The following is a 20,470-nucleotide window of genomic DNA, read 5'->3' as shown; positions in this document are numbered from 1 at the left end:
CAAACTCCAATCAGATGGCATAAGCCGCGACCTTGAGGATCGACGGCGGGTTGTCCTCAGAGTTTGGGGCTGAGTTCAGGATTTCAAGGGCTCTTCGAGTTTGAAATGTGCACGGGCCGTGGCAATGGGCTCGGCTTCGGTGCTTTGCCAGGCGGTAATCGCCACATTGGCGACCCGGCGCCCCTGGCGCCAAACCTGGCATCGGGCCCAGGTATCGCGAAACTGCCCGGCCCGCAGGTAATCCAGGGAGAAGTCGATGATCTTCGGCACCCCGGGCGTTCCGGTAAACACCAACAGGTGCAGCGCCGCGGCCAATTCCATGAAACCGGCGATCACACCGCCATGAATCGCCGGCAACAAGGGGTTACCGATGTTGTCCTGGTTCGCTGGCAGCTTGAACAACAACTCATCTCCCACCCGGGAACATTCGACGCCGATCAGCCGGGCATAGGGAATCAAATCCAGCAACGAGGCGTAATCGCCCTGCTCATGGGCCTTTTGCAATTGCTCTTTCAGCGACTCGCTCATTGCGCACCTCCGGCAACCGCGCCACCAAAGCCCTTGGTGCCTTTGATGTTCTTTCCCATGCGCATGAAAGTGCCCATCACATGGGCAATGGGTTGCCCGGGGTCATCCTGATAGGCGAAGCCACGGGCAAAAATCACGTCGGTGGTGACCCGATAGCACTGGGCAAAGCCGTAGACATCCTTATGTGGTTCGGCGGCGTGCATGTAGTCGATGCGCAGGTCCAGGGTCGGGCAGACTTCGAATTCCGGGAGCACGCAGAGGGTCGCCATGCCACAGGCGGTGTCCATCAGCGAAGTCAGCGCTCCGCCATGAATCACGCCGGTTTCGGGATTGCCGACGATCTGCGGGCTGTACGGCAGCACAATCGTCAGCCCTTCGTTGCTGGCGCTGTGAACGCTTAGTCCAAGTACCTGGCAATGTCGCAGCGCCGACAGAAAGCGCGTTGCACGCTCAAAAACGGGGTTTTCAGTCATTTGATAAAAACTCTTGTTTATGTCTGTACAGTGCAGTGGCGGTCCGGGTAAAAGTTCCGCACTAGAACAAACTTATATATCTGAAAAAATTAAGGAACTTAACCCTGATGCGTGGGCTCTTAATGCCAGTAGATGCTTTTCATCAGGAGAAACACCCCATGCGTAAGACTTTAGCTATTGCCTTGATGTTGACCGCTTCCCTCGGTCTCGCTGCCTGCGATAAAAAATCCGAGGACAAAGCTCAAGATGCGACCAAACATGCCGAGCAAGCTCAGCAGGACATGAACAAAGCTCAGGATAAAGTGAACGACGCTGCGAAAGAAAACGCCGAAGCTGCCAAAGCTCAGGCCGAATCGAACGCAGAAGCGGCAAAAGAGGCCGCTCCAGCCGCTCCGGCCGCTCCAGAAGCACCTAAGAACTAATACGGTTTTTAGAGTGGCAAAAGAAAACCCGCCAAGTGCGGGTTTTCTTTTGCCTTGAAAAAAATGGTTAGAGCAAAATCGTTCGAAAAGTCGGACTAATCATCAACAACAGCGAACAGATCAATCCCACCAGCCAAACCAAACTGCGCTGCCAGGCCAGATCCTTCCAGTAACACACCAGGTAAATAACCCGCGTGATCACGAATATGATCGCCAGGCAGTCGATCAGCCAGCCCGCCGTCTGCGTGGTATGCGCCATCAGCACACCCACCGCGAACAATATGAACGCTTCGAAACTGTTCTGATGCGCCGCCACCGCCCGAGCTCCCAGACCTGTGAGTTGCATCTGCTGTTGGCGCGGCAGGTGGTTATCGTAACCACCCTGCTCTTTCATGGCCCTGGTCACGGGCATTCGCGCCAGATAAATCAACACCGCACTGATAAACACGCACCAGAATGGAATACTCATCAAGCTGCCTCTTTAATTGCCTCCGGCAACGGTGCCTCTGTAGGGGTATAGACCATCACGTCAAGAACGTCGGAATGAAACTCGCGGCGGTACAAAACAAACACGACGCCGGCACTCATCAACATGAACAGCCACGGGCTGACAAACCAGGCCAGCATGGTCATGCCGAAGTAGTAGGAACGCAGCCCGAAGTTGAACTGGTTGGCAGCCATGGAGATGACGCGAGCGGCGCGTGAAGCGAATGCTTTGCGCTCTTGCTCCGATACATGGCGCTCACCGACCATCGGCGCCGAACCCACCAGTACCGCCGCAAAGTTGTACTGGCGCATGCACCAGCTGAACGTAAAGAACGCATAGACAAACACCAGCGCCAGGCACAGCAACTTGATTTCCGACATGCCCTGGGACGCCTGTTGCACCATCGGAATATCCGCCAGCAAGGATACCGCCCGTTCCGAAGCCCCCAATACCGTGAGAATACCGGCCAGGATAATCAATGTACTGGAGGCGAAGAACGACGCATTGCGCTCCAGATTGCCGATCACGCTGGCATCGGCGATGCGGTTGTCGCGCAGCAGCATGCGGCGCATCCAGTCTTCACGATACAGGTGCAGCACACTGGCCAGGCACGCGGTGTCACGGCCTTTCCATGTGGCATAGCGGGTGTACCCGCCCCAGCAGATAACGAACCAGACGGCGGCAAGAATGTGGATCAGGTTGGCTTGGATGAACGACATGCAGGTCCTTGTGAAGTATTTGCGGTGTACATAAACCCTGTAGGAGCGAGCTTGCTCGCGAAGAACCTGAGAGCAACGCGTTTATCCAGAAATCACGCGCTATAGTTCACGACCTTCGCGAGCAAGCTCGCTCCTACAAGGGCCATGGCAGTATTTCGACGTTAGCGCAGAAGAAAAGACACCGCATCACCCCATAAAAAAATGCCCCGTATCGATTGATACGGGGCATTTCTGTTTTGTTCACAGGCCCGTTTGTGACGGGCCGGTAAAGCTTAAGCCAGCGCTTCTTCGCGCTTGCCCAGCATACGGTCACAGACCACGGCGACAACAAGAGTCATAACCGATGGCACCAGCCAGGCCAGGCCCTGCTCGCTAAGCGGCAGGTGGGCCATTTGTGTCGGCATCCAGTCCGCCAGGCCGGCCCCCTTCAGGGCATCGATCAGGCCGAAGATGAACGACACCAGCATCACCGGGCCGAGGATACGACCCTGCTCATGCCAGAAGTCCTTGCAGAAGCTCAACGCCACCAGAACGATGCACGGCGGGTAGATCGCGGTCAGTACCGGGATCGAGAAGGCGATCAGCTTGGTCAGGCCCAGGTTGGACACCAGCAGCGAGAACGCCGCCAGGATGATCACCAGTGTCTTGTAAGACAACGGCACCACACGGCTGAAGTACTCGGCGCAGGCACAGGTCAGGCCGACCGCGGTCACCAGGCACGCCAGGGAGATCAGCACGGCAAGGAAACCACTGCCCAGCGAACCGAAGGTGTGCTGCACGTAAGCGTGCAATACCGCCGCGCCATTGGTAGCGCCCGCGGCCACTTCATGGCTGCCCGAACCGAGACGGAACAGGCTGACATACACCAGCGCCAGACCCACGCCAGCGATGAGCCCGGCGATGATCGCATAACGGGTGATCAGTGCTGGCGACTCGACGCCGCGGGAACGGATGGCGTTGACGATGACGATGCCGAACACCAGGGCGCCCAGGGTATCCATGGTCAGGTAACCATTGATGAAGCCTTGGGAAAACGGTGCTGCAACGTATTCAGGGGTTGCATGGCCAATGTCACCGGCCGGCAAGGCGAATGCTGCAATGCCCAGCACGGCCAGGGCGATGATCTTCAACGGCGCGAGGAAGCGCCCTACGGTATCCAGCAAACGGCCCGGATACAGCGAGATGAAGAACACCAGCAGGAAGTAAACCGAGCTGTAGAGGAACAGTGCCAGCGGGCTCTCGCCGGTCAGGGGCGCCAGGCCCACCTCGAAGGATACCGTCGCGGTACGTGGCGTCGCGAACAGCGGGCCAACAGCGAGGTAGCAAGCCGCTGCCAGCAGGCCACCGGCCACTTTACCGATCGGGCTGCTCAAGGCATCCATTGCTCCGCCGACCTTGGCCAGCGCCACGACGGTGATCACCGGCAGACCAACTGCGGTGACCAGGAAACCCAGCGCCGCCATCCAGACATTGGGCCCGGACTGTAAACCGACGATAGGTGGGAAGATGATGTTGCCAGCCCCGACGAACAGGGCAAACGTCATAAAACCAAGTGCCAGGATGTCCTGGCCTTTCAACACTTTCATTAAGGAAATACCACACTACTGAATCGGAATTTAGAGAGGGATTTCCCTATGGGTGAGGGAAATGCTGTCAGTCCGTATAAGACCGACCCTTTTAGCGCGTTGCGCGCCTTGTGGGCCGCAGACGCAAAAATGGCGCATAGACTAACGAATTTGACCGATAAACGCACTGTTAGAGGGCGAACTATCCGATATACGACATCTTTGTGTCGCGTTTCTGCATGTTGATAGATGTCGCCTGTCAGTCCGCCATCGCGAGCAAGCTCGCTCCCACAGTTGACCGCGTTCCAATGTGGGAGCGAGCTTGCTCGCGATGGCGTCCGCACTGTCAACGCAAACCCCGGAAACGACAAAGGCCACCCGAAGGTGGCCTTTGTTTGGTGAAGCGTCAGCTAAGCGCGAGGCTTACTTGACAGCCCAACCAGTCAGCTCGGCCAGGGCCTTGCCGATGTCTGCCAGCGAACGCACGGTTTTAACGCCTGCGTCTTGCAGAGCAGCGAATTTCTCGTCTGCAGTGCCTTTGCCGCCAGAGATGATTGCGCCAGCATGGCCCATGCGCTTGCCCGGAGGAGCAGTCACACCAGCGATGTAGGATACAACCGGCTTGGTCACGTGTGCCTTGATGTAGGCAGCCGCTTCTTCTTCAGCCGAACCGCCGATCTCACCGATCATCACGATCGCTTCGGTCTTCGGGTCTTCCTGGAACAGCTTCAGGATGTCGATGAAGTTCGAACCCGGGATCGGGTCACCACCGATGCCGACGCAAGTCGACTGACCGAAACCGGCGTCAGTAGTCTGCTTCACAGCTTCGTAGGTCAGGGTGCCGGAACGGGAAACGATACCGACCTTGCCTGGCAAGTGAATGTGACCTGGCATGATGCCGATCTTGCATTCGCCTGGGGTGATCACGCCTGGGCAGTTAGGGCCGATCAGGACTACGCCCAGCTCGTCGCACTTAACTTTAGCGTCCAGCATGTCCAGGGTAGGAATGCCTTCGGTGATGCACACGATCAGCTTGATGCCGCCGAAAGCAGCTTCCAGGATCGAATCTTTGCAGAATGGAGCCGGAACGTAGATCACGCTGGCGGTGGCGCCAGTGGCAGCTACAGCGTCTTTAACGGTGTTGAACACTGGCAGGCCCAGGTGCTCGGTGCCGCCTTTGCCTGGAGTTACACCACCAACCATCTTGGTGCCGTACTCGATGGCTTGCTGGGTGTGGAAACTACCTTGCGAACCGGTAATACCCTGGCAGATAACTTTGGTGTCTTTATTGATCAGGACGCTCATTATTTGCCCTCCGCAGCTTTGACAACTTGTTGAGCAGCGTCGGTCAGGCTGGTAGCAGCGATGATGTTCAAACCGCTTTCTGCCAGTACTTTAGCGCCCAGCTCAGCGTTGTTGCCTTCAAGGCGAACAACAACCGGGATTTTCACGCCGACTTCTTTCACTGCACCGATGATGCCTTCGGCAATCATGTCGCAGCGAACGATGCCGCCGAAGATGTTGACCAGTACTGCAGCGACGTTGGTGTCGGACAGGATGATCTTGAACGCTTCGGTAACGCGTTCCTTGGTAGCACCACCGCCCACGTCGAGGAAGTTGGCTGGTTTGCCGCCATGCAGGTTGACGATGTCCATGGTACCCATGGCCAGGCCAGCACCGTTGACCATGCAACCGATGTTGCCTTCCAGCGCTACGTAGTTCAGTTCGAACTTGGCAGCGTGCGCTTCGCGCGGATCGTCTTGCGACGGATCGTGGAAAGTCTTCAGCTTAGGCTGACGGTACATGGCGTTGGCGTCGATGTTGATCTTGGCGTCCAGGCAGTGCAGATCGCCGTCAGCCTTGATCACCAGAGGGTTCACTTCCAGCAGGGCCAGGTCGTGATCCTTGAACAGCTTGGCCAGACCTACGAAGATCTTGGCGAACTGGGCAACTTGCTTGCCTTCCAGACCCAACTGGAATGCCAGCTCGCGACCCTGGAATGGCTGAGCACCAACCAGTGGATCGATAGTGGCTTTCAGAATTTTTTCTGGAGTGTCGTGAGCGATTTTCTCGATGTCCACGCCACCTTCGGTGGAAGCCATGAACACGATACGACGGCTCGAACGGTCAACGACAGCGCCCAGGTACAGCTCTTTAGCGATATCAGTGCACGATTCAACCAGGATCTTGGTGACTGGCTGACCATTGGCGTCAGTCTGGTAAGTCACCAGACGCTTGCCCAGCCACTGCTGTGCGAAGGCTTTGGCGTCTTCTTTGCTGCGAACCAGCTTTACGCCGCCCGCTTTACCGCGACCACCGGCGTGGACCTGGGCTTTGACAACCCACTCGCTGCCGCCGATTTTGTCGCAAGCTTCTGCTGCTGCTTCCGGGGTGTCTACCGCGTAACCGGTGGAAACTGGCAGGCCGTACTCAGCGAACAGCTGCTTACCCTGATACTCGTGAAGATTCATGCTTATTACCGTCTTCGTTAGGTACTGCGCATTCGGTGCTGCACTCATTCAAGTGCCGCACCACCTGTGACTGCTGCTTGCATAGCCTTTCCGGATACCCGGTGCAGCTATGCAAGACTGCGTCCAGCGGATATTCCGCGGTGAGTCTTGCATGCAAGGCTCACGACGGGCCATTCCGCCGTGGTTTCTTATTGTCTTAACGCTTCTTGCGGTTGGCGATGTGGATGGCGCCGCCATTCACTGCCAAAGCAGCTTCGTGCAAGGCTTCAGACAGGGTCGGATGGGAGAAAACCATCATGCCCAGGTCTTCAGCGCTGGTGCCGAATTCCATACCGATCGCGCCCTGCTGAACCAGTTCTGCAGCGCTCGGGCCAATCACGTGGACGCCCAATACGCGGTCTGTCTTGGCATCTGCGATGACCTTGACGAAACCACCGGTGTCGTTGGCAGCCATGGCACGGCCAGAGGCTGCGAACGGGAAGGTGCCGACGTTAACTTCAACGCCTTCAGCTTTCAAGGCCTGCTCGGTTTTACCGACCCACGCGATTTCCGGGTGAGTATAAATAACCGAAGGGATCAGATCATAGTTCATCTGGGCCTTGTGGCCCTTGATGCGCTCGACAACCATGATGCCCTCTTCCGAGGCCTTGTGCGCCAGCATCATGCCGCGAACCACGTCGCCGATGGCGTAAACGCCCGGTACGGTGGTGGCGCAGTGATCGTCAACGTGCACGAAACCGCGCTCGTCCAGGGTCACGCCGCAGTCGGCAGCCAACAGATCAGTGGTCACCGGACGGCGACCAACGGCTACGATCAGCTTGTCGAAAGTGATGTTCTGTTCGCCCTTGGCATCGGTGTAGTTCACCACGACTTCGTCGCCGTTCACTTTGGAACCGGTGACGCGAGCGCCCAGCTTGATGTCCAGACCCTGTTTGGTCAGGGTTTTCAGCGCTTCCTTGGAAACAGCGGTGTCCGCTGCCATCAGGAAGGTGTCCAGGGCTTCCAGGACAGTCACTTCTGCACCCAGACGCGACCAGACCGAACCCAGTTCCAGACCGATCACGCCAGCGCCGATCACGCCCAGACGCTTGGGTACGGATTGGAATTCCAGAGCGCCAGTCGAATCGACGATCACATTCTGGTCAACCGGAGCTGGCGGAATGTCGATCGGACGCGAACCTGGAGCCAGGATGACGTTTTCGGCTTCGATGATTTCTACCGAGCCATCAGGCTTGGTGACTTCAACTTTCTTGCCGGCCAGAAGCTTGCCGTGACCCTGGATCGAGGTCACACCGTTGGCTTTGAACAGGGTCGCAACGCCGGAGGTCAGGCCTTTGACGATGTTGGCTTTACGGCCGACCATCGCTGGCACGTCCATGGTCACGCCAGCGTGATTGATACCGTGGATCGCGAAACCGTCCTGGGCTTCGTGGAATTTCCACGAACTGTCCAGCAGGGCCTTGGATGGAATGCAGCCGACGTTCAGGCAGGTACCGCCCAGAGCCAGTTTGCCTTCCTTGTCGGTGTACTTCTCGATGCAGGCAGTCGAAAGACCAAGCTGAGCGGCCTTGATGGCAGCCACATAGCCGCCAGGGCCAGCGCCGATCACTACTACGTCAAATTTCTGCGACATTCAAAAAATCCTCTTTAGCGAAAAGCTTCAAGCCGCGAGCGGCAAGCCAGGCTGCGGGTTTTCCGACAGCCCGGGCTTGCAGTTCATGGCTGCTTCTATCAGATATCCAGCAACAGACGAGCCGGATCTTCCAGCAGGTTCTTGATGGTCACCAGGAAGGTCACAGCTTCTTTGCCATCGATCAGACGGTGATCGTAGGACAGTGCCAGGTACATCATCGGACGGATAACGACCTGGCCGTTGATGGCCATCGGACGCTGGATGATGTTGTGCATGCCCAGGATGGCTGCTTGTGGCGGGTTGACGATCGGGGTCGACATCATCGAACCGAAAGTACCACCGTTGGTGATGGTGAAAGTACCACCGGTCATTTCGTCCATCGACAGTTTGCCGTCGCGGGCTTTCTTGCCGAAGGTGGCGATGCCGCCTTCGATTTCAGCCAGGCTCATCAGTTCGGCGTTACGCAGAACCGGTACAACCAGGCCGCGATCGCTGGAAACTGCAACGCCGACGTCAGCGTAGCCGTGGTAAACGATGTCGCCGCCGTCGATCGACGCGTTGACAGCCGGGAAGCGTTTCAGCGCTTCGGTGGCTGCTTTCACGAAGAACGACATGAAGCCCAGGCGCACGCCGTTGTGGGACTTCTCGAACAGGTCCTTGTACTTCGAACGCAGCGCCATGACTTCGGTCATGTCGACTTCGTTGAAGGTGGTCAGCATCGCCATGTTCGATTGAGCTTCAACCAGACGCTTGGCCACGGTGGCACGTACGCGGGTCATCGGTACGCGCTTCTCGATGCGATCGCCAGCAGCGAATACCGGAGCGGCGGCGGCAGGTGCAGCAGCCTTGGCAGGCGCGGCAGCCGGAGCGGCTTTCTTGGCTTCGACAGCGGCAACCACGTCTTCCTTGGTTACACGACCATCTTTGCCGGTGCCTTTGACGGAAGCCAGGTTGATGCCGTTTTCTTCGGCCAGCTTGCGAGCAGCTGGAGCCGCGATAGCGTCTTCGTCAGCGCCGGCAGCTGGAGCAGCGGCAGCAGCGGCCGGAGCAGCAGCGGCAGCCGGAGCGGCAGCAGCAGCGCCGCCTTCAACGATGGAGCCCAGAACTTCGTCGGACAGAACGGTTTCGCCTTCGTTCTTGACGATAGCGCCCAGCACGCCGTCAGCGGTAGCCAGCACTTCCAGCACGACTTTGTCGGTTTCGATGTCGACGATCAGTTCGTCGCGCTTGACCGCGTCGCCCGGTTGTTTGTGCCAGGTGGCAACGGTGCCATCGGCAACCGATTCCGGGAAAGTGGGGGCTTTGATCTCGATAGCCATTGTCTGTGGTTCCTTAAATTCGGTTTCAGGTGCGCGAAGGCGTTAAACAGTAAAGGCGTCTTGCAGCAGTTGTTCCTGCTGTTCGGCGTGCATCGATGCGTAACCGCATGCAGGTGCAGCAGAAGCCTCACGGCCCGCGTACTCGAGTACGAGAGACTTGTTGAGGTTGCTGATGCTGCGACGCATGTGGTGTTGGCTGCAGTACCACGCACCCTGGTTCATCGGCTCTTCCTGACACCAGACGGCATGCTTGACGTTGGTATAAGGAGCCAGGACTTCTTTCAAGTCGTCCTCAGGGAATGGGTACAGCTGCTCGATACGCACGACAGCGATGTCGTCACGACCTTCGGCACGGCGTTTTTCCAGCAGGTCGTAGTAGACCTTGCCGCTACACAGAACAACGCGCTCGACCTTTTTCGGGTCTTGGGCATCGATTTCCGGGATAACGGTCTGGAACGAACCTTCGGCCAGATCTTCCAGCGTCGAGATGGCCAGCTTGTGGCGCAACAGCGACTTCGGAGTCAGGACTACCAGTGGCTTGCGCAGCGGGCGGATCACCTGACGGCGCAGCAAGTGGTAGATCTGAGCCGGCGTCGTCGGCATGCACACCTGAATGTTGTGCTCGGCGCACAACTGCAGGTAACGCTCCAGACGAGCCGAGGAGTGCTCCGGACCCTGACCTTCATAACCGTGCGGCAGCAGCATGGTCAGACCGCACAGGCGGCCCCACTTGTGCTCGCCACTGGTGATGAACTGGTCGATAACTACCTGGGCGCCGTTGGCGAAGTCGCCGAACTGGGCTTCCCAGATAACCAGGGCATTCGGCGTGGTGGTCGAGTAACCGTACTCGAACGCCAATACCGCTTCTTCGGACAGGAACGAGTCGTACAGGTCGAAGCGTGGCTGACCGTCGTACAGGTTCTGCAGCGGGATGTAGGTGCCCGCGTCCTTCTGGTTGTGCAGGACAGCATGGCGGTGCGAGAACGTGCCGCGGCCGATGTCCTGGCCAGTCATGCGAATCGGGTGACCTTCGAACGCCAGGGTCGCGTACGCCATGGTTTCGGCGTAACCCCAGTTGATCGGCAGGCCGCCGGCTTGCATCTTCTGGCGGTCTTCGTAGATCTTGGCAACCTGGCGCTGAACCACGAAGCCTTCCGGGATTTCCAGCAGCTTGGCGGACAGTTCCTGCAAGGTCTTGAGGTCGAAGCGAGTGTCGTGACGCGCGGTCCAGGCGTGGCCCAGATACGGACGCCAGTCCACGAACAACTCTTTGTTCGGCTCTTTGACCAGGCTTTTGACCACGTGCAGACCGTTGTCCAGCGCGTTGCGGTACTCGTCGACTTTCGCCTTGACACGCTCAGCATCCAGCACACCGGCCTGAGTCAGACGATCGGCATACAGCTCACGGGTGGTGCGCTGCTTGGTGATCTGCTGATACATCAGAGGCTGGGTGCCGCTTGGCTCGTCGGCCTCGTTGTGGCCGCGACGACGGTAGCAGACCAGGTCGATCACCACGTCACGCTTGAACTGCATGCGGTAGTCGATGGCCAGCTGGGTCACGAACAATACGGCTTCCGGATCATCACCATTCACATGGAGGATCGGCGCCTGGATCATTTTCGCAACGTCGGTCGCGTACTCGGTGGAACGCGAGTCCAGCGGGTTGCTGATGGTGAAACCGACCTGGTTGTTGATCACGATGTGCACGGTACCGCCGGTCTTGAAACCGCGGGTCTGCGACATCTGGAAGGTTTCCATGACCACGCCTTGACCTGCGAATGCAGCGTCACCGTGGATGGAGATCGGCAGAACCTTCTCACCGGTCGGGTCGTTGCGACGATCCTGACGGGCGCGAACCGAACCCTCGACCACCGGGGAAACGATTTCCAGGTGGGACGGGTTGAACGCCATGGCCAGGTGAACTTCACCGCCGGTGGTCATCACGTTGGACGAGAAGCCCTGGTGGTATTTCACGTCACCGGAACCCAGCTCGACCTTCTTCTTGCCTTCGAACTCGTCGAACAGCTCGCGCGGGTTCTTGCCGAAGGTGTTGACCAGCACGTTCAGACGGCCACGGTGGGCCATGCCGATGACGATTTCCTTGGTGCCGTAGGAACCGGAACGCTGGATCAGCTCGTCGAGCATCGGAATCAGGCTTTCGCCGCCTTCCAGACCGAAACGCTTGGTACCCGGGTATTTGGTGCCCAGGTATTTTTCCAGGCCTTCGCCGGCGGTCACGCGCTCGAGCAGGTGGCTCTTGATGTCGGCGGAGTACGTCGGACGACCGCGCACGCTTTCCAGACGCTGCTGGAACCACTGGCGCTGCTCGGAATCGGTGATGTGCGTGAATTCAGCGCCGATGGTGCGGCAATATGTCTGCTGCAACGCTTCGTGAATTTCGCGTAGGCTCGCTTCCTCTTTGCCGATGAACAGGTCGCCGGCACGGAAGGTCGTATCAAGATCGGCATTGGTCAAGCCGTAATGATTGATCGACAGGTCTGCAGGTGCAGGACGCTGCCACAGCCCCAGCGGGTCAAGCTGGGCTGCCTGGTGGCCACGCATACGGTAGGCCTGGATCAATCGCAGCACTTCAACTTGCTTCTTCTCGTGCTCACTGCTCACGCTGCCGGCGGAAACCGGTTGGGCGCGGCGCTGGTTCTTTGCCAGCAAGACGAAATGATCGCGAATTGTGGAGTGCGAAACATCGGTGGCAGAGTTGCCGTCAGCAGGCAACTTCTGGAAGTAGGTGCGCCACTCTTCTGGCACAGCGTTAGGGTCGTGCAGGTAGAGCTCGTAAAGCTCTTCCACATAGGCAGCGTTACTACCGGATAGGTAGGCGCTGTTCCACATGCGCTGCATCACGCTTTCTTGCATGCTTGGTCACCCTCGGTTAGGGGAACACCATCGATGTCGACACCGAGCAAACTTGCAGAAGTCCGAATGCAGCGACCAAAACAAGCCACTAGGATCACACTGATAGTCCGGGTACCAGCCCGGATGCCCCTGCTTGTCTCATTTCTTCAAAATAAGAGCCGCAGCCTTTTAAGCTGCTGCTCAGGTTAAAACTACGGCGCCGGTTGAAGCCTGCGCCGTAGCATCTACGGGTACAGCGGGTACAGCAGCTGAATCACACGCCGCTTGAGAGCAACATGTTACGGATGTGACCGATGGCCTTAGTCGGGTTCAGGCCTTTCGGACATACGTTGACGCAGTTCATGATCCCGCGGCAGCGGAATACGCTGAACGGGTCATCCAGCGAAGCCAGGCGCTCGGACGTCTTGGTGTCACGGCTGTCTGCCAGGAAGCGGTACGCTTGCAGCAGGGCAGCTGGACCCAGGAACTTGTCCGGGTTCCACCAGAAGGACGGGCAGGAAGTCGAGCAGCAAGCGCACAGGATGCACTCGTACAGACCGTCCAGCTTTTCACGTTCTTCAGGGGACTGCAGGCGCTCGATGGCCGGAGCCGGCGTGTCGTTCTGCAGGTATGGCTTAACCTTTTCGTATTGCTTGTAGAAGATGCTCATATCGACGACCAGGTCACGGATAACCGGCAAACCTGGCAGAGGACGAACGATCAACTTGTTACCTTTTACGACAGCAGACAGCGGCGTGACGCACGCCAGGCCGTTTTTGCCGTTGATGTTCATGCCGTCGGAACCGCAAACACCTTCACGGCAAGAGCGACGATAGGAGAAACCCTCGTCCTGCTCTTTGATCAGGGCCAGCACGTCCAGCACCATCAGGTCTTTACCACCGGTATCAACCTGGAATTCCTGCATGAACGGCGCGGCGTCCTGATCAGGGTTGTAACGATAAACGCTGACTTGCAACATGGCGGCCACCCTTAATAAGTCCGAATCTTAGGTTCAAAAGTCGGAACAGTCTTCGGCGAGAAGTTCACGGCACGCTTGGTCACGCGCTTGTCACCCGGGAAGTAAAGGGTGTGGCACAGCCAGTTTTCGTCGTCACGATCTTCGAAGTCTTCACGGGCGTGAGCACCACGGGACTCTTTACGTACTTCTGCAGCGATGGCGGTGGCTTCGGCCACTTCCAGCAGGTTCTGCAGTTCCAGAGCTTCGATACGTGCAGTGTTGAACGCCTGCGACTTATCGTTGATCTTCACGTTGGCGATGCGCTTGCGCAGGTCAGCCAGCTGGGCAATACCCTTCTGCATGTATTCGCCGGTACGGAATACACCGAAGTAGTTCTGCATGCAGTTTTGCAGCTCGCGACGCAGGGTTGCCACGTCTTCGCCTTCGGTACGCTCGTTCAGGGCGGACAGGCGCGCCAGGGCAGCCTGGATGTCGGCGTCGGTGGCTTCGTCGTATTCGATACCGTCGGTCAGCGCCTTTTCCAGGTGCAGGCCGGCAGCACGGCCGAATACCACCAGGTCGAGCAGCGAGTTGCCGCCCAGACGGTTGGCACCGTGAACCGATACGCAAGCCACTTCACCTACAGCGAACAGACCAGGAATGATCTCGTCCACGCCTTCGGCGTTCTGGGTGATTGCCTGGCCATGAATGTTGGTGGCAACGCCACCCATCATATAGTGGCAGGTCGGAACAACCGGAACCGGAGCAACAACCGGGTCAACGTGCGCAAAAGTCTTCGACAGTTCGCAGATGCCTGGCAGACGGCTGTGCAGCACTTCTTCGCCCAGGTGGTCGAGCTTGAGCATCACGTGGTCGCCGTTCGGACCGCAACCGTTGCCGGCGATGATCTCTTTAACCATCGAACGGGCAACAACGTCACGACCGGCAAGGTCTTTGGCGTTCGGAGCATAACGCTCCATGAAACGCTCGCCGTGCTTGTTGATCAGGTATCCACCTTCACCACGGCAACCTTCTGTAACCAGTACACCAGCGCCGGCGATACCGGTCGGGTGGAACTGCCACATTTCGATGTCTTGTACCGGTACGCCAGCACGCAGCGCCATGCCAACGCCGTCACCGGTGTTGATCAGGGCGTTGGTGGTCGAAGCGTAGATACGACCTGCACCGCCGGTAGCCAGTACGGTGGCCTTGGCGCGGATGTAGGTGGTTTCGCCGGTTTCGATGCAGATGGCGATCACGCCGACGAACTCGCCTTCGCCGTTCTTCACCAGATCGACAGCGTAGTACTCGTTCAGGAACACGGTACCGGCTTTCAGGTTGCCCTGATAAAGGGTGTGCAGCAGAGCGTGACCGGTACGGTCGGACGCAGCGCAAGTACGCGCAGCCTGGCCGCCTTTACCGTAGTCCTTGGACTGACCGCCGAATGGACGCTGGTAGATACGACCTTGCTCGGTACGCGAGAATGGCATACCCATGTGGTCCAGCTCGTAAACGGCAGCCGGGCCTTCCTGACACATGTATTCGATAGCGTCCTGGTCACCGATGTAGTCGGAACCCTTGACGGTATCGTACATGTGCCAGCGCCAGTCATCGTTCGGGTCAGCGGACGCGATCGCGCAGGTGATGCCGCCCTGGGCGGATACAGTGTGCGAACGGGTCGGGAAAACCTTGGTGATCACGGCAGTCTTGTGACCGCCCTGTGCCAGTTGCAGCGCTGCGCGCATGCCGGCACCGCCACCACCAATAATGATGGCGTCGAAAGAAATCGTTGGAATGTTAGCCATGACTCAGATACCCCAGAGAATCTGCACGCCCCAGACAAAGTAAGCGAACATCGCAACGCCGCAGACTGCCTGGAAAAGGAAACGTATAGCGGTCGCGGACTTGCCGAACGCCATTGGCGTCAGGTAGTCGGTCGCGATGGTCCACATGCCAACCCAGGCGTGAGCGCCGAGGGCAACAAGGGCCAGGAGGCTGAAAATACGCATTCCGTTATGGGCGAACAGTTCATGCCACTGGGCGTACTCGAGGCCAGGGTTGGCCACGATGTATCCGATCAGGAAGATGAAGTAAGCCGCGAGAACGACCGCAGACACACGTTGCGCCATCCAGTCATAGAGGCCCGAACGCGACAGGTTCGTGACGTTAGTTACCATATCCAAACTCCTGCCAGAACGATTACCACCACGGAAACGGCGATAACGATTTTCGAGCCCAGCTTGCCGCCTTCCAGCGTCTCACCGATGCCCATGTCCATCATCAAATGGCGCACACCGGCTACCAGGTGATAAAGCAGAGCGGACAGGATGCCCCATGTCACTAGCTTGGCTAGCGGACTGGTCAGACACGCTTTCACCTGACCGAAGCCTTCCTCGGAGCTCAGCGACTTGTCCAATGCGTAAAGCATGATGGCAAGGCACACGAAGAGGATGACACCGGAGATTCGGTGAAGGATGGACGTGTAAGCAGTGACTGGGAGTTTGATGGTCCTTAGGTCTAGGTTTACAGGTCGTTGGCTTTTCACGGCTTTTTTTTCACACTGAAGAGCCCCTAACAATCAGGGCAAAGTTGTTGGGGAGTGCACTGGTCAGGTAACCACCACCCAGGGATGCGACCCCCAATGAAAGCAAGCCCAAAAGCCCTTGGCGGTCGGTGGCCGAGTATAGACAGTTAGGCTACTAATGACAACGCAAACACCTAACCCAAACAGCTGATTGCGCAACTGACATAAAAGGCGTAAATGGCAGCCAATTTCGAGAAAAAAGTCCGGTTAAAGCCTTCTGGAGCAAGACTTTAGGCAAATTGACATTCGAATTTATCTCACTATAGTGGTGCGGGCCCTGCGTGGGGGGTCTGTCTGATGATTTCAAGCATAAATAGGAGGCCACATGGCTGACAAAAAAGCGCAGTTGATCATCGAGGGCGCAGCCCCCGTCGAGCTGCCCATTTTAACCGGCACCGTTGGTCCCGATGTTATCGATGTTCGGGGCCTGACGGCCACGGGCCGTTTCACCTTTGACCCTGGTTTCATGTCGACCGCCTCGTGCGAGTCGAAGATCACCTATATCGACGGCGACAACGGCATTCTGCTGCACCGCGGCTACCCGATCGAACAGCTGGCTGAAAAGTCGGACTACCTGGAAACCTGCTATCTGCTGCTCAACGGCGAACTGCCGACCGCAGAACAGAAGGCCCAGTTCGTCAGCACCGTGAAGAACCACACCATGGTTCACGAGCAGCTGAAGACCTTCTTCAACGGCTTCCGTCGCGACGCCCACCCGATGGCCGTCATGTGCGGCGTAGTCGGCGCCCTCTCGGCGTTCTACCACGACTCCCTGGACATCAATAACCCGCAGCATCGCGAAATCTCCGCGATCCGCCTGGTTGCCAAGATGCCGACCCTGGCCGCGATGGTTTACAAGTACTCCATGGGCCAACCCATGATGTACCCGCGCAACGACCTGTCGTACGCGGAAAACTTCCTGCACATGATGTTCAACACCCCGTGCGAGATCAAACCGATCAGCCCGGTACTCGCCAAGGCCATGGACCGGATCTTCATCCTCCATGCCGACCACGAGCAGAACGCCTCGACGTCCACCGTGCGCCTGGCGGGTTCTTCGGGCGCCAACCCGTTCGCCTGTATCGCCGCCGGTATCGCTGCACTGTGGGGCCCTGCCCACGGCGGTGCGAACGAAGCCGTACTGACCATGCTCGATGAAATCGGCGATGTTTCGAACATCGACAAGTTCATCGCCAAGGCCAAGGACAAGAACGATCCGTTCAAACTGATGGGCTTCGGTCACCGCGTTTACAAAAACCGCGACCCGCGCGCCACGGTCATGAAGCAGACCTGCGACGAAGTATTGAAGGAACTGGGCATCCAGAACGATCCGCAACTCGAACTGGCCATGCGCCTGGAAGAGATCGCCCTGACCGACCCGTACTTCATCGAACGCTCGCTGTACCCGAACGTCGATTTCTACTCGGGGATCATCCTCAAGGCGATTGGCATTCCAACCAGCATGTTCACCGTGATCTTCGCCCTGGCGCGGACCGTCGGCTGGATCTCCCACTGGAAAGAGATGCTCTCCAGCCCGTACAAGATCGGCCGTCCGCGCCAGTTGTACACCGGCTACGAGTCGCGTGACATCACCAAGCTGGAAGACCGCAAGTAAGATCTGTCTTGCTGTAGCGTGTTGAGTTGTACCGGGAACGGCCTCTGCTTTTTATATAAAGAGCAGGAGGCCGTTTTTGTTTGTGCGCTTTGGTCGGGTACGTATCCATTATTTAGGTAACGGCGGCTTATGGTTCCGCTCTTACAGCGGGTCACTTTGAAAAGCGCAAAGTAACCAAACGCTCTTGCCCCTGACATTCGGCCTCACGGGGGGCGTACACCGCAACAGCGGTAGGAGCGAGCTTGCTCGCGATGGACGTCAACAATAACGCGTGCTGCCTGATTGATCGTGTTGTCCAGACGTTTTTCGCGAGCAAGCTCGCTCCTACAGGGCCGAGCGTTAGCTCGCCTGCAGCTCTTGATCTTGATCCACCCGCCCCCTCGGGAGGCTGAGCGGAGGTGTTTATCCGGGGATTGGCGCGCAGCGCCGTTCGACGCAGTCGAACTCATTGCATGTAGGTCGAAGCGAAGCCGACCGGAGGGCAATGCCCCCGGATGAATGCCGGAGCGAAGGAACCCCGAGCCTTAGCGAGGGGCCGTACTGAAGGAATGGATATGTACACCCTCAAAAAACACTCCAACTGACACAAAGTCTTCGCGAGCAGGCTCGCTCCTACAGTAAAACGGGCAAATCCAAAAAAACCGGGTCGATTACCGCCCAATAAAAAAATGCCCCGATCTCTCGACCGGGGCATTTCCATTCAACACAACTTAAACAGTCAAACCCAAACGCTTAGTGCGAAACAGCACCACTTGCACCCAGGCCAGTCTGCGAACGAACAAACTGCGGGAAGAACAACGCCCGCTCATTGTCAGCCGCAGTGGACTTGTCGGTAACCGAGAAGAACCAGATCCCGACAAAGGCAATCATCATCGAGAACAGCGCCGGGTACTCATACGGGAAGATAGCTTTCTCGTGATGCAGGATCTGCACCCAGATGGTCGGACCAAGCACCATCAGGCCCACGGCACTGACCAGCCCCATCCAGCCACCGATCATCGCACCGCGAGTGGTCAGCTTTTTCCAGTACATGGAAAGCAACAGCACCGGGAAGTTACAGCTCGCTGCGATGGAGAACGCCAGGCCCACCATGAACGCGATGTTCTGGCTTTCGAACAGAATACCCAGACCGATCGCCAACACCGCCAGCGCGATGGTGGTGATTTTCGAGACGCGAATCTCGTCCTTCTCGTTGGCCTTACCCTTCTTGATCACGCTGGCATACAGGTCGTGGGACACCGCCGAAGCACCGGCCAGGGTCAGACCGGCAACCACTGCCAGAATGGTCGCAAACGCTACTGCCGAGATGAAGCCCAGGAAGACACTGCCGCCAACCGCGTTGGCCAGGTGCACCGCCGCCATGTTGTTACCGCCCAGCAAGGCGCCAGCAGCGTCTTTGAAGGCCGGGTTGGTGCTGACCAGCAGGATCGCGCCGAAGCCGATGATGAAGGTCAGGATGTAGAAGTAGCCAATGAAACCGGTTGCGTACAACACGCTCTTGCGAGCTTCCTTTGCGTCACTCACGGTGAAGAAGCGCATCAGGATGTGTGGCAGGCCAGCGGTACCGAACATCAGCGCCAGACCGAGGGAGAACGCCGAGATCGGATCTTTCACCAGGCCGCCAGGGCTCATGATCGCATCAGCTTTCGGGTGGACCTTGATCGCCTCGGAGAACAGCATGTTGAAGTCGAAGTTGACGTGCTTCATCACCATCAGCGCCATGAAGGAAGCGCCGGACAGCAGCAGGACAGCCTTGATGATTTGCACCCAGGTGGTCGCCAGCATGCCGCCGAACAACACGTAAAGGCACATCAGAATACCGACCAGGATCACCGCAACGTGGTAATCGAGACCGAACAGCAGTTGGATCAGCTTGCCGGCACCGACCATTTGCGCGATCAGGTAAAACGCCACCACCACCAGCGAACCGCAAGCGGACAGCGAGCGGATCTGGGTTTGCCCCAGGCGATAGGACGCCACGTCGGCAAAGGTGTATTTGCCCAGGTTACGCAGACGCTCGGCGATCAGGAACAGAATGATCGGCCAGCCCACCAGGAAGCCGATCGAGTAGATCAGGCCGTCGTAGCCAGAGGTGAACACCAGCGCGGAAATACCCAGGAAGGACGCAGCCGACATGTAGTCACCGGCAATCGCCAGACCGTTCTGGAAACCGGTGATCTTGCCGCCAGCGGCGTAGTAGTCGGCTGCCGAATTATTACGCTTGGAAGCCCAGTAGGTGATGCACAGGGTGGCACCGACGAAGGCGACAAACATCACGATCGCGGACACATTAAGCGGTTGCTTCTGCACGGCACCGGTCAGGGCGTCAGCCGCCCAGACGCCAGGTGCGAAAGCTGCGATGCTCAAAAGAGCCATTAGACGGCGGATCATTGCTGAGCCTCCTTGAGAATCGCATTGTTCAGGTCGTCGAACTCGCCGTTGGCGCGTCGTACGTAGATACCGGTCAGGATGAAAGCCGAAATGATCAGCCCGATACCGATCGGTATGCCCCAGGTAATCGAGGACTCAGGGCTGATTTTCGCCCCCAGCACCTGCGGCCCGTAGGCAATCAGAAGGATGAATCCGGAGTAAAGCCCTAGCATGATCGCCGAAAGAATCCAGGCGAATCGTTCCCTCTTGCTAACCAGCTCCTTGAAGCGCGGGCTGTTTTGAATCGAGAGGTAAATGCTGTCGTTCATTGTTTTTATCCTCGCAGCACAGATTTAGTTGGAACGGTATCCACTCTATGCGGCTGCGGGGTAGGTTCCAGACGACCTTAGTCTTAGAACCCCATGACGTATTCGCCAATTGCAGGAGCGAGCTTGCTCGCGATGAATTTGAAG

General features: G+C 57.8%; 18 protein-coding genes. 2 read left to right on the top strand and 16 right to left on the bottom strand.

Translation table 11 applies throughout. The annotated features are described in order from the left end of the window. Window positions 1-75: 75 nt before the first annotated feature. Window positions 76-528 (bottom strand): PaaI family thioesterase, encoded by a 453-nt coding sequence (locus PSJE_RS05800; RefSeq protein ID WP_090453899.1) that lies wholly within the window; start codon window positions 526-528, stop codon window positions 76-78. Beyond that, window positions 525-1,001 (bottom strand): PaaI family thioesterase, encoded by a 477-nt coding sequence (locus tag PSJE_RS05795; RefSeq protein ID WP_090453897.1) that lies wholly within the window; start codon window positions 999-1,001, stop codon window positions 525-527. The genes PSJE_RS05800 and PSJE_RS05795 overlap by 4 nt, the downstream gene beginning before the upstream one ends. A 158-nt stretch (window positions 1,002-1,159) precedes the next feature. Between PSJE_RS05795 and PSJE_RS05790 the strand changes: the two genes are divergently transcribed. After that, complete coding sequence (locus PSJE_RS05790; RefSeq protein ID WP_090457778.1) at window positions 1,160-1,423, top strand: hypothetical protein; 264 nt, start codon at window positions 1,160-1,162, stop codon at window positions 1,421-1,423. 67 nt (window positions 1,424-1,490) lie between these two features. On the opposite strand, the gene PSJE_RS05785 is transcribed toward PSJE_RS05790, so the two are convergent. The 12 genes from PSJE_RS05785 to sdhC all read right to left on the bottom strand — a co-directional run bounded on the left by PSJE_RS05785 (window position 1,491) and on the right by sdhC (window position 15,973). After that, complete coding sequence (locus PSJE_RS05785; protein WP_057715823.1) at window positions 1,491-1,892, bottom strand: MAPEG family protein; 402 nt, start codon at window positions 1,890-1,892, stop codon at window positions 1,491-1,493. Continuing rightward, window positions 1,892-2,629, bottom strand: coding sequence for a DUF599 domain-containing protein (locus PSJE_RS05780; protein ID WP_090453895.1), 738 nt, complete (start codon window positions 2,627-2,629; stop codon window positions 1,892-1,894). The genes PSJE_RS05785 and PSJE_RS05780 overlap by 1 nt, the downstream gene beginning before the upstream one ends. A 272-nt stretch (window positions 2,630-2,901) precedes the next feature. Next, entirely contained in the window at window positions 2,902-4,215 is a 1,314-nt protein-coding gene (gene brnQ, locus PSJE_RS05775; RefSeq protein ID WP_057715825.1) for a branched-chain amino acid transport system II carrier protein, read from the bottom strand. A 402-nt stretch (window positions 4,216-4,617) separates the two neighbouring features. Beyond that, window positions 4,618-5,499, bottom strand: a complete 882-nt coding sequence (gene sucD, locus PSJE_RS05770; RefSeq protein WP_007919877.1) for a succinate--CoA ligase subunit alpha — start codon at window positions 5,497-5,499, stop codon at window positions 4,618-4,620. Next, window positions 5,499-6,665 (bottom strand): ADP-forming succinate--CoA ligase subunit beta, encoded by a 1,167-nt coding sequence (gene sucC / locus PSJE_RS05765; protein ID WP_007919879.1) that lies wholly within the window; start codon window positions 6,663-6,665, stop codon window positions 5,499-5,501. The genes sucD and sucC overlap by 1 nt, the downstream gene beginning before the upstream one ends. Before the next feature lie 196 nt (window positions 6,666-6,861). Further along, window positions 6,862-8,298, bottom strand: coding sequence for a dihydrolipoyl dehydrogenase (gene lpdA, locus PSJE_RS05760; RefSeq protein ID WP_007998079.1), 1,437 nt, complete (start codon window positions 8,296-8,298; stop codon window positions 6,862-6,864). Between the two features lie 98 nt (window positions 8,299-8,396). Further along, complete coding sequence (gene odhB, locus PSJE_RS05755; protein ID WP_056721685.1) at window positions 8,397-9,617, bottom strand: 2-oxoglutarate dehydrogenase complex dihydrolipoyllysine-residue succinyltransferase; 1,221 nt, start codon at window positions 9,615-9,617, stop codon at window positions 8,397-8,399. A gap of 42 nt (window positions 9,618-9,659) precedes the next feature. Continuing rightward, window positions 9,660-12,491 (bottom strand): 2-oxoglutarate dehydrogenase E1 component, encoded by a 2,832-nt coding sequence (locus PSJE_RS05750; RefSeq protein WP_090453893.1) that lies wholly within the window; start codon window positions 12,489-12,491, stop codon window positions 9,660-9,662. Between the two features lie 253 nt (window positions 12,492-12,744). Further along, entirely contained in the window at window positions 12,745-13,449 is a 705-nt protein-coding gene (locus PSJE_RS05745; protein WP_008063297.1) for a succinate dehydrogenase iron-sulfur subunit, read from the bottom strand. An 11-nt stretch (window positions 13,450-13,460) separates the two neighbouring features. Beyond that, a complete protein-coding gene (sdhA, locus tag PSJE_RS05740) occupies window positions 13,461-15,233 on the bottom strand; it encodes a succinate dehydrogenase flavoprotein subunit (protein ID WP_057715828.1) in 1,773 nt (590 codons plus the stop codon). 3 nt (window positions 15,234-15,236) lie between these two features. Further along, window positions 15,237-15,605, bottom strand: coding sequence for a succinate dehydrogenase, hydrophobic membrane anchor protein (gene sdhD, locus PSJE_RS05735; RefSeq protein ID WP_008049683.1), 369 nt, complete (start codon window positions 15,603-15,605; stop codon window positions 15,237-15,239). Continuing rightward, the gene (gene sdhC / locus PSJE_RS05730; RefSeq protein ID WP_057715829.1) at window positions 15,599-15,973 is read right to left on the bottom strand and encodes a succinate dehydrogenase, cytochrome b556 subunit; all 375 of its coding nucleotides are present in this window, start codon (window positions 15,971-15,973) and stop codon (window positions 15,599-15,601) included. Before sdhC ends, sdhD begins: the two co-directional genes overlap by 7 nt. Window positions 15,974-16,337: 364 nt before the next feature. Between sdhC and gltA the strand changes: the two genes are divergently transcribed. Then, complete coding sequence (gltA, locus tag PSJE_RS05725; protein ID WP_007977501.1) at window positions 16,338-17,627, top strand: citrate synthase; 1,290 nt, start codon at window positions 16,338-16,340, stop codon at window positions 17,625-17,627. A 732-nt stretch (window positions 17,628-18,359) separates the two neighbouring features. Here the strand turns inward: gltA and PSJE_RS05715 are convergent. Continuing rightward, window positions 18,360-20,018 (bottom strand): cation acetate symporter, encoded by a 1,659-nt coding sequence (locus tag PSJE_RS05715; RefSeq protein WP_090453889.1) that lies wholly within the window; start codon window positions 20,016-20,018, stop codon window positions 18,360-18,362. Beyond that, window positions 20,015-20,326 (bottom strand): DUF485 domain-containing protein, encoded by a 312-nt coding sequence (locus tag PSJE_RS05710; protein ID WP_057715832.1) that lies wholly within the window; start codon window positions 20,324-20,326, stop codon window positions 20,015-20,017. Before PSJE_RS05710 ends, PSJE_RS05715 begins: the two co-directional genes overlap by 4 nt. Window positions 20,327-20,470 lie beyond the last annotated feature (144 nt).

Origin of the sequence: Pseudomonas jessenii, assembly GCF_002236115.1 — a bacterium.
Taxonomy (GTDB): Bacteria; Pseudomonadota; Gammaproteobacteria; order Pseudomonadales; family Pseudomonadaceae; genus Aquipseudomonas; species Aquipseudomonas jessenii.
Note: the sequence above shows the minus strand (reverse complement) of the source record. Positions and strands in the feature narration are given on the sequence as shown.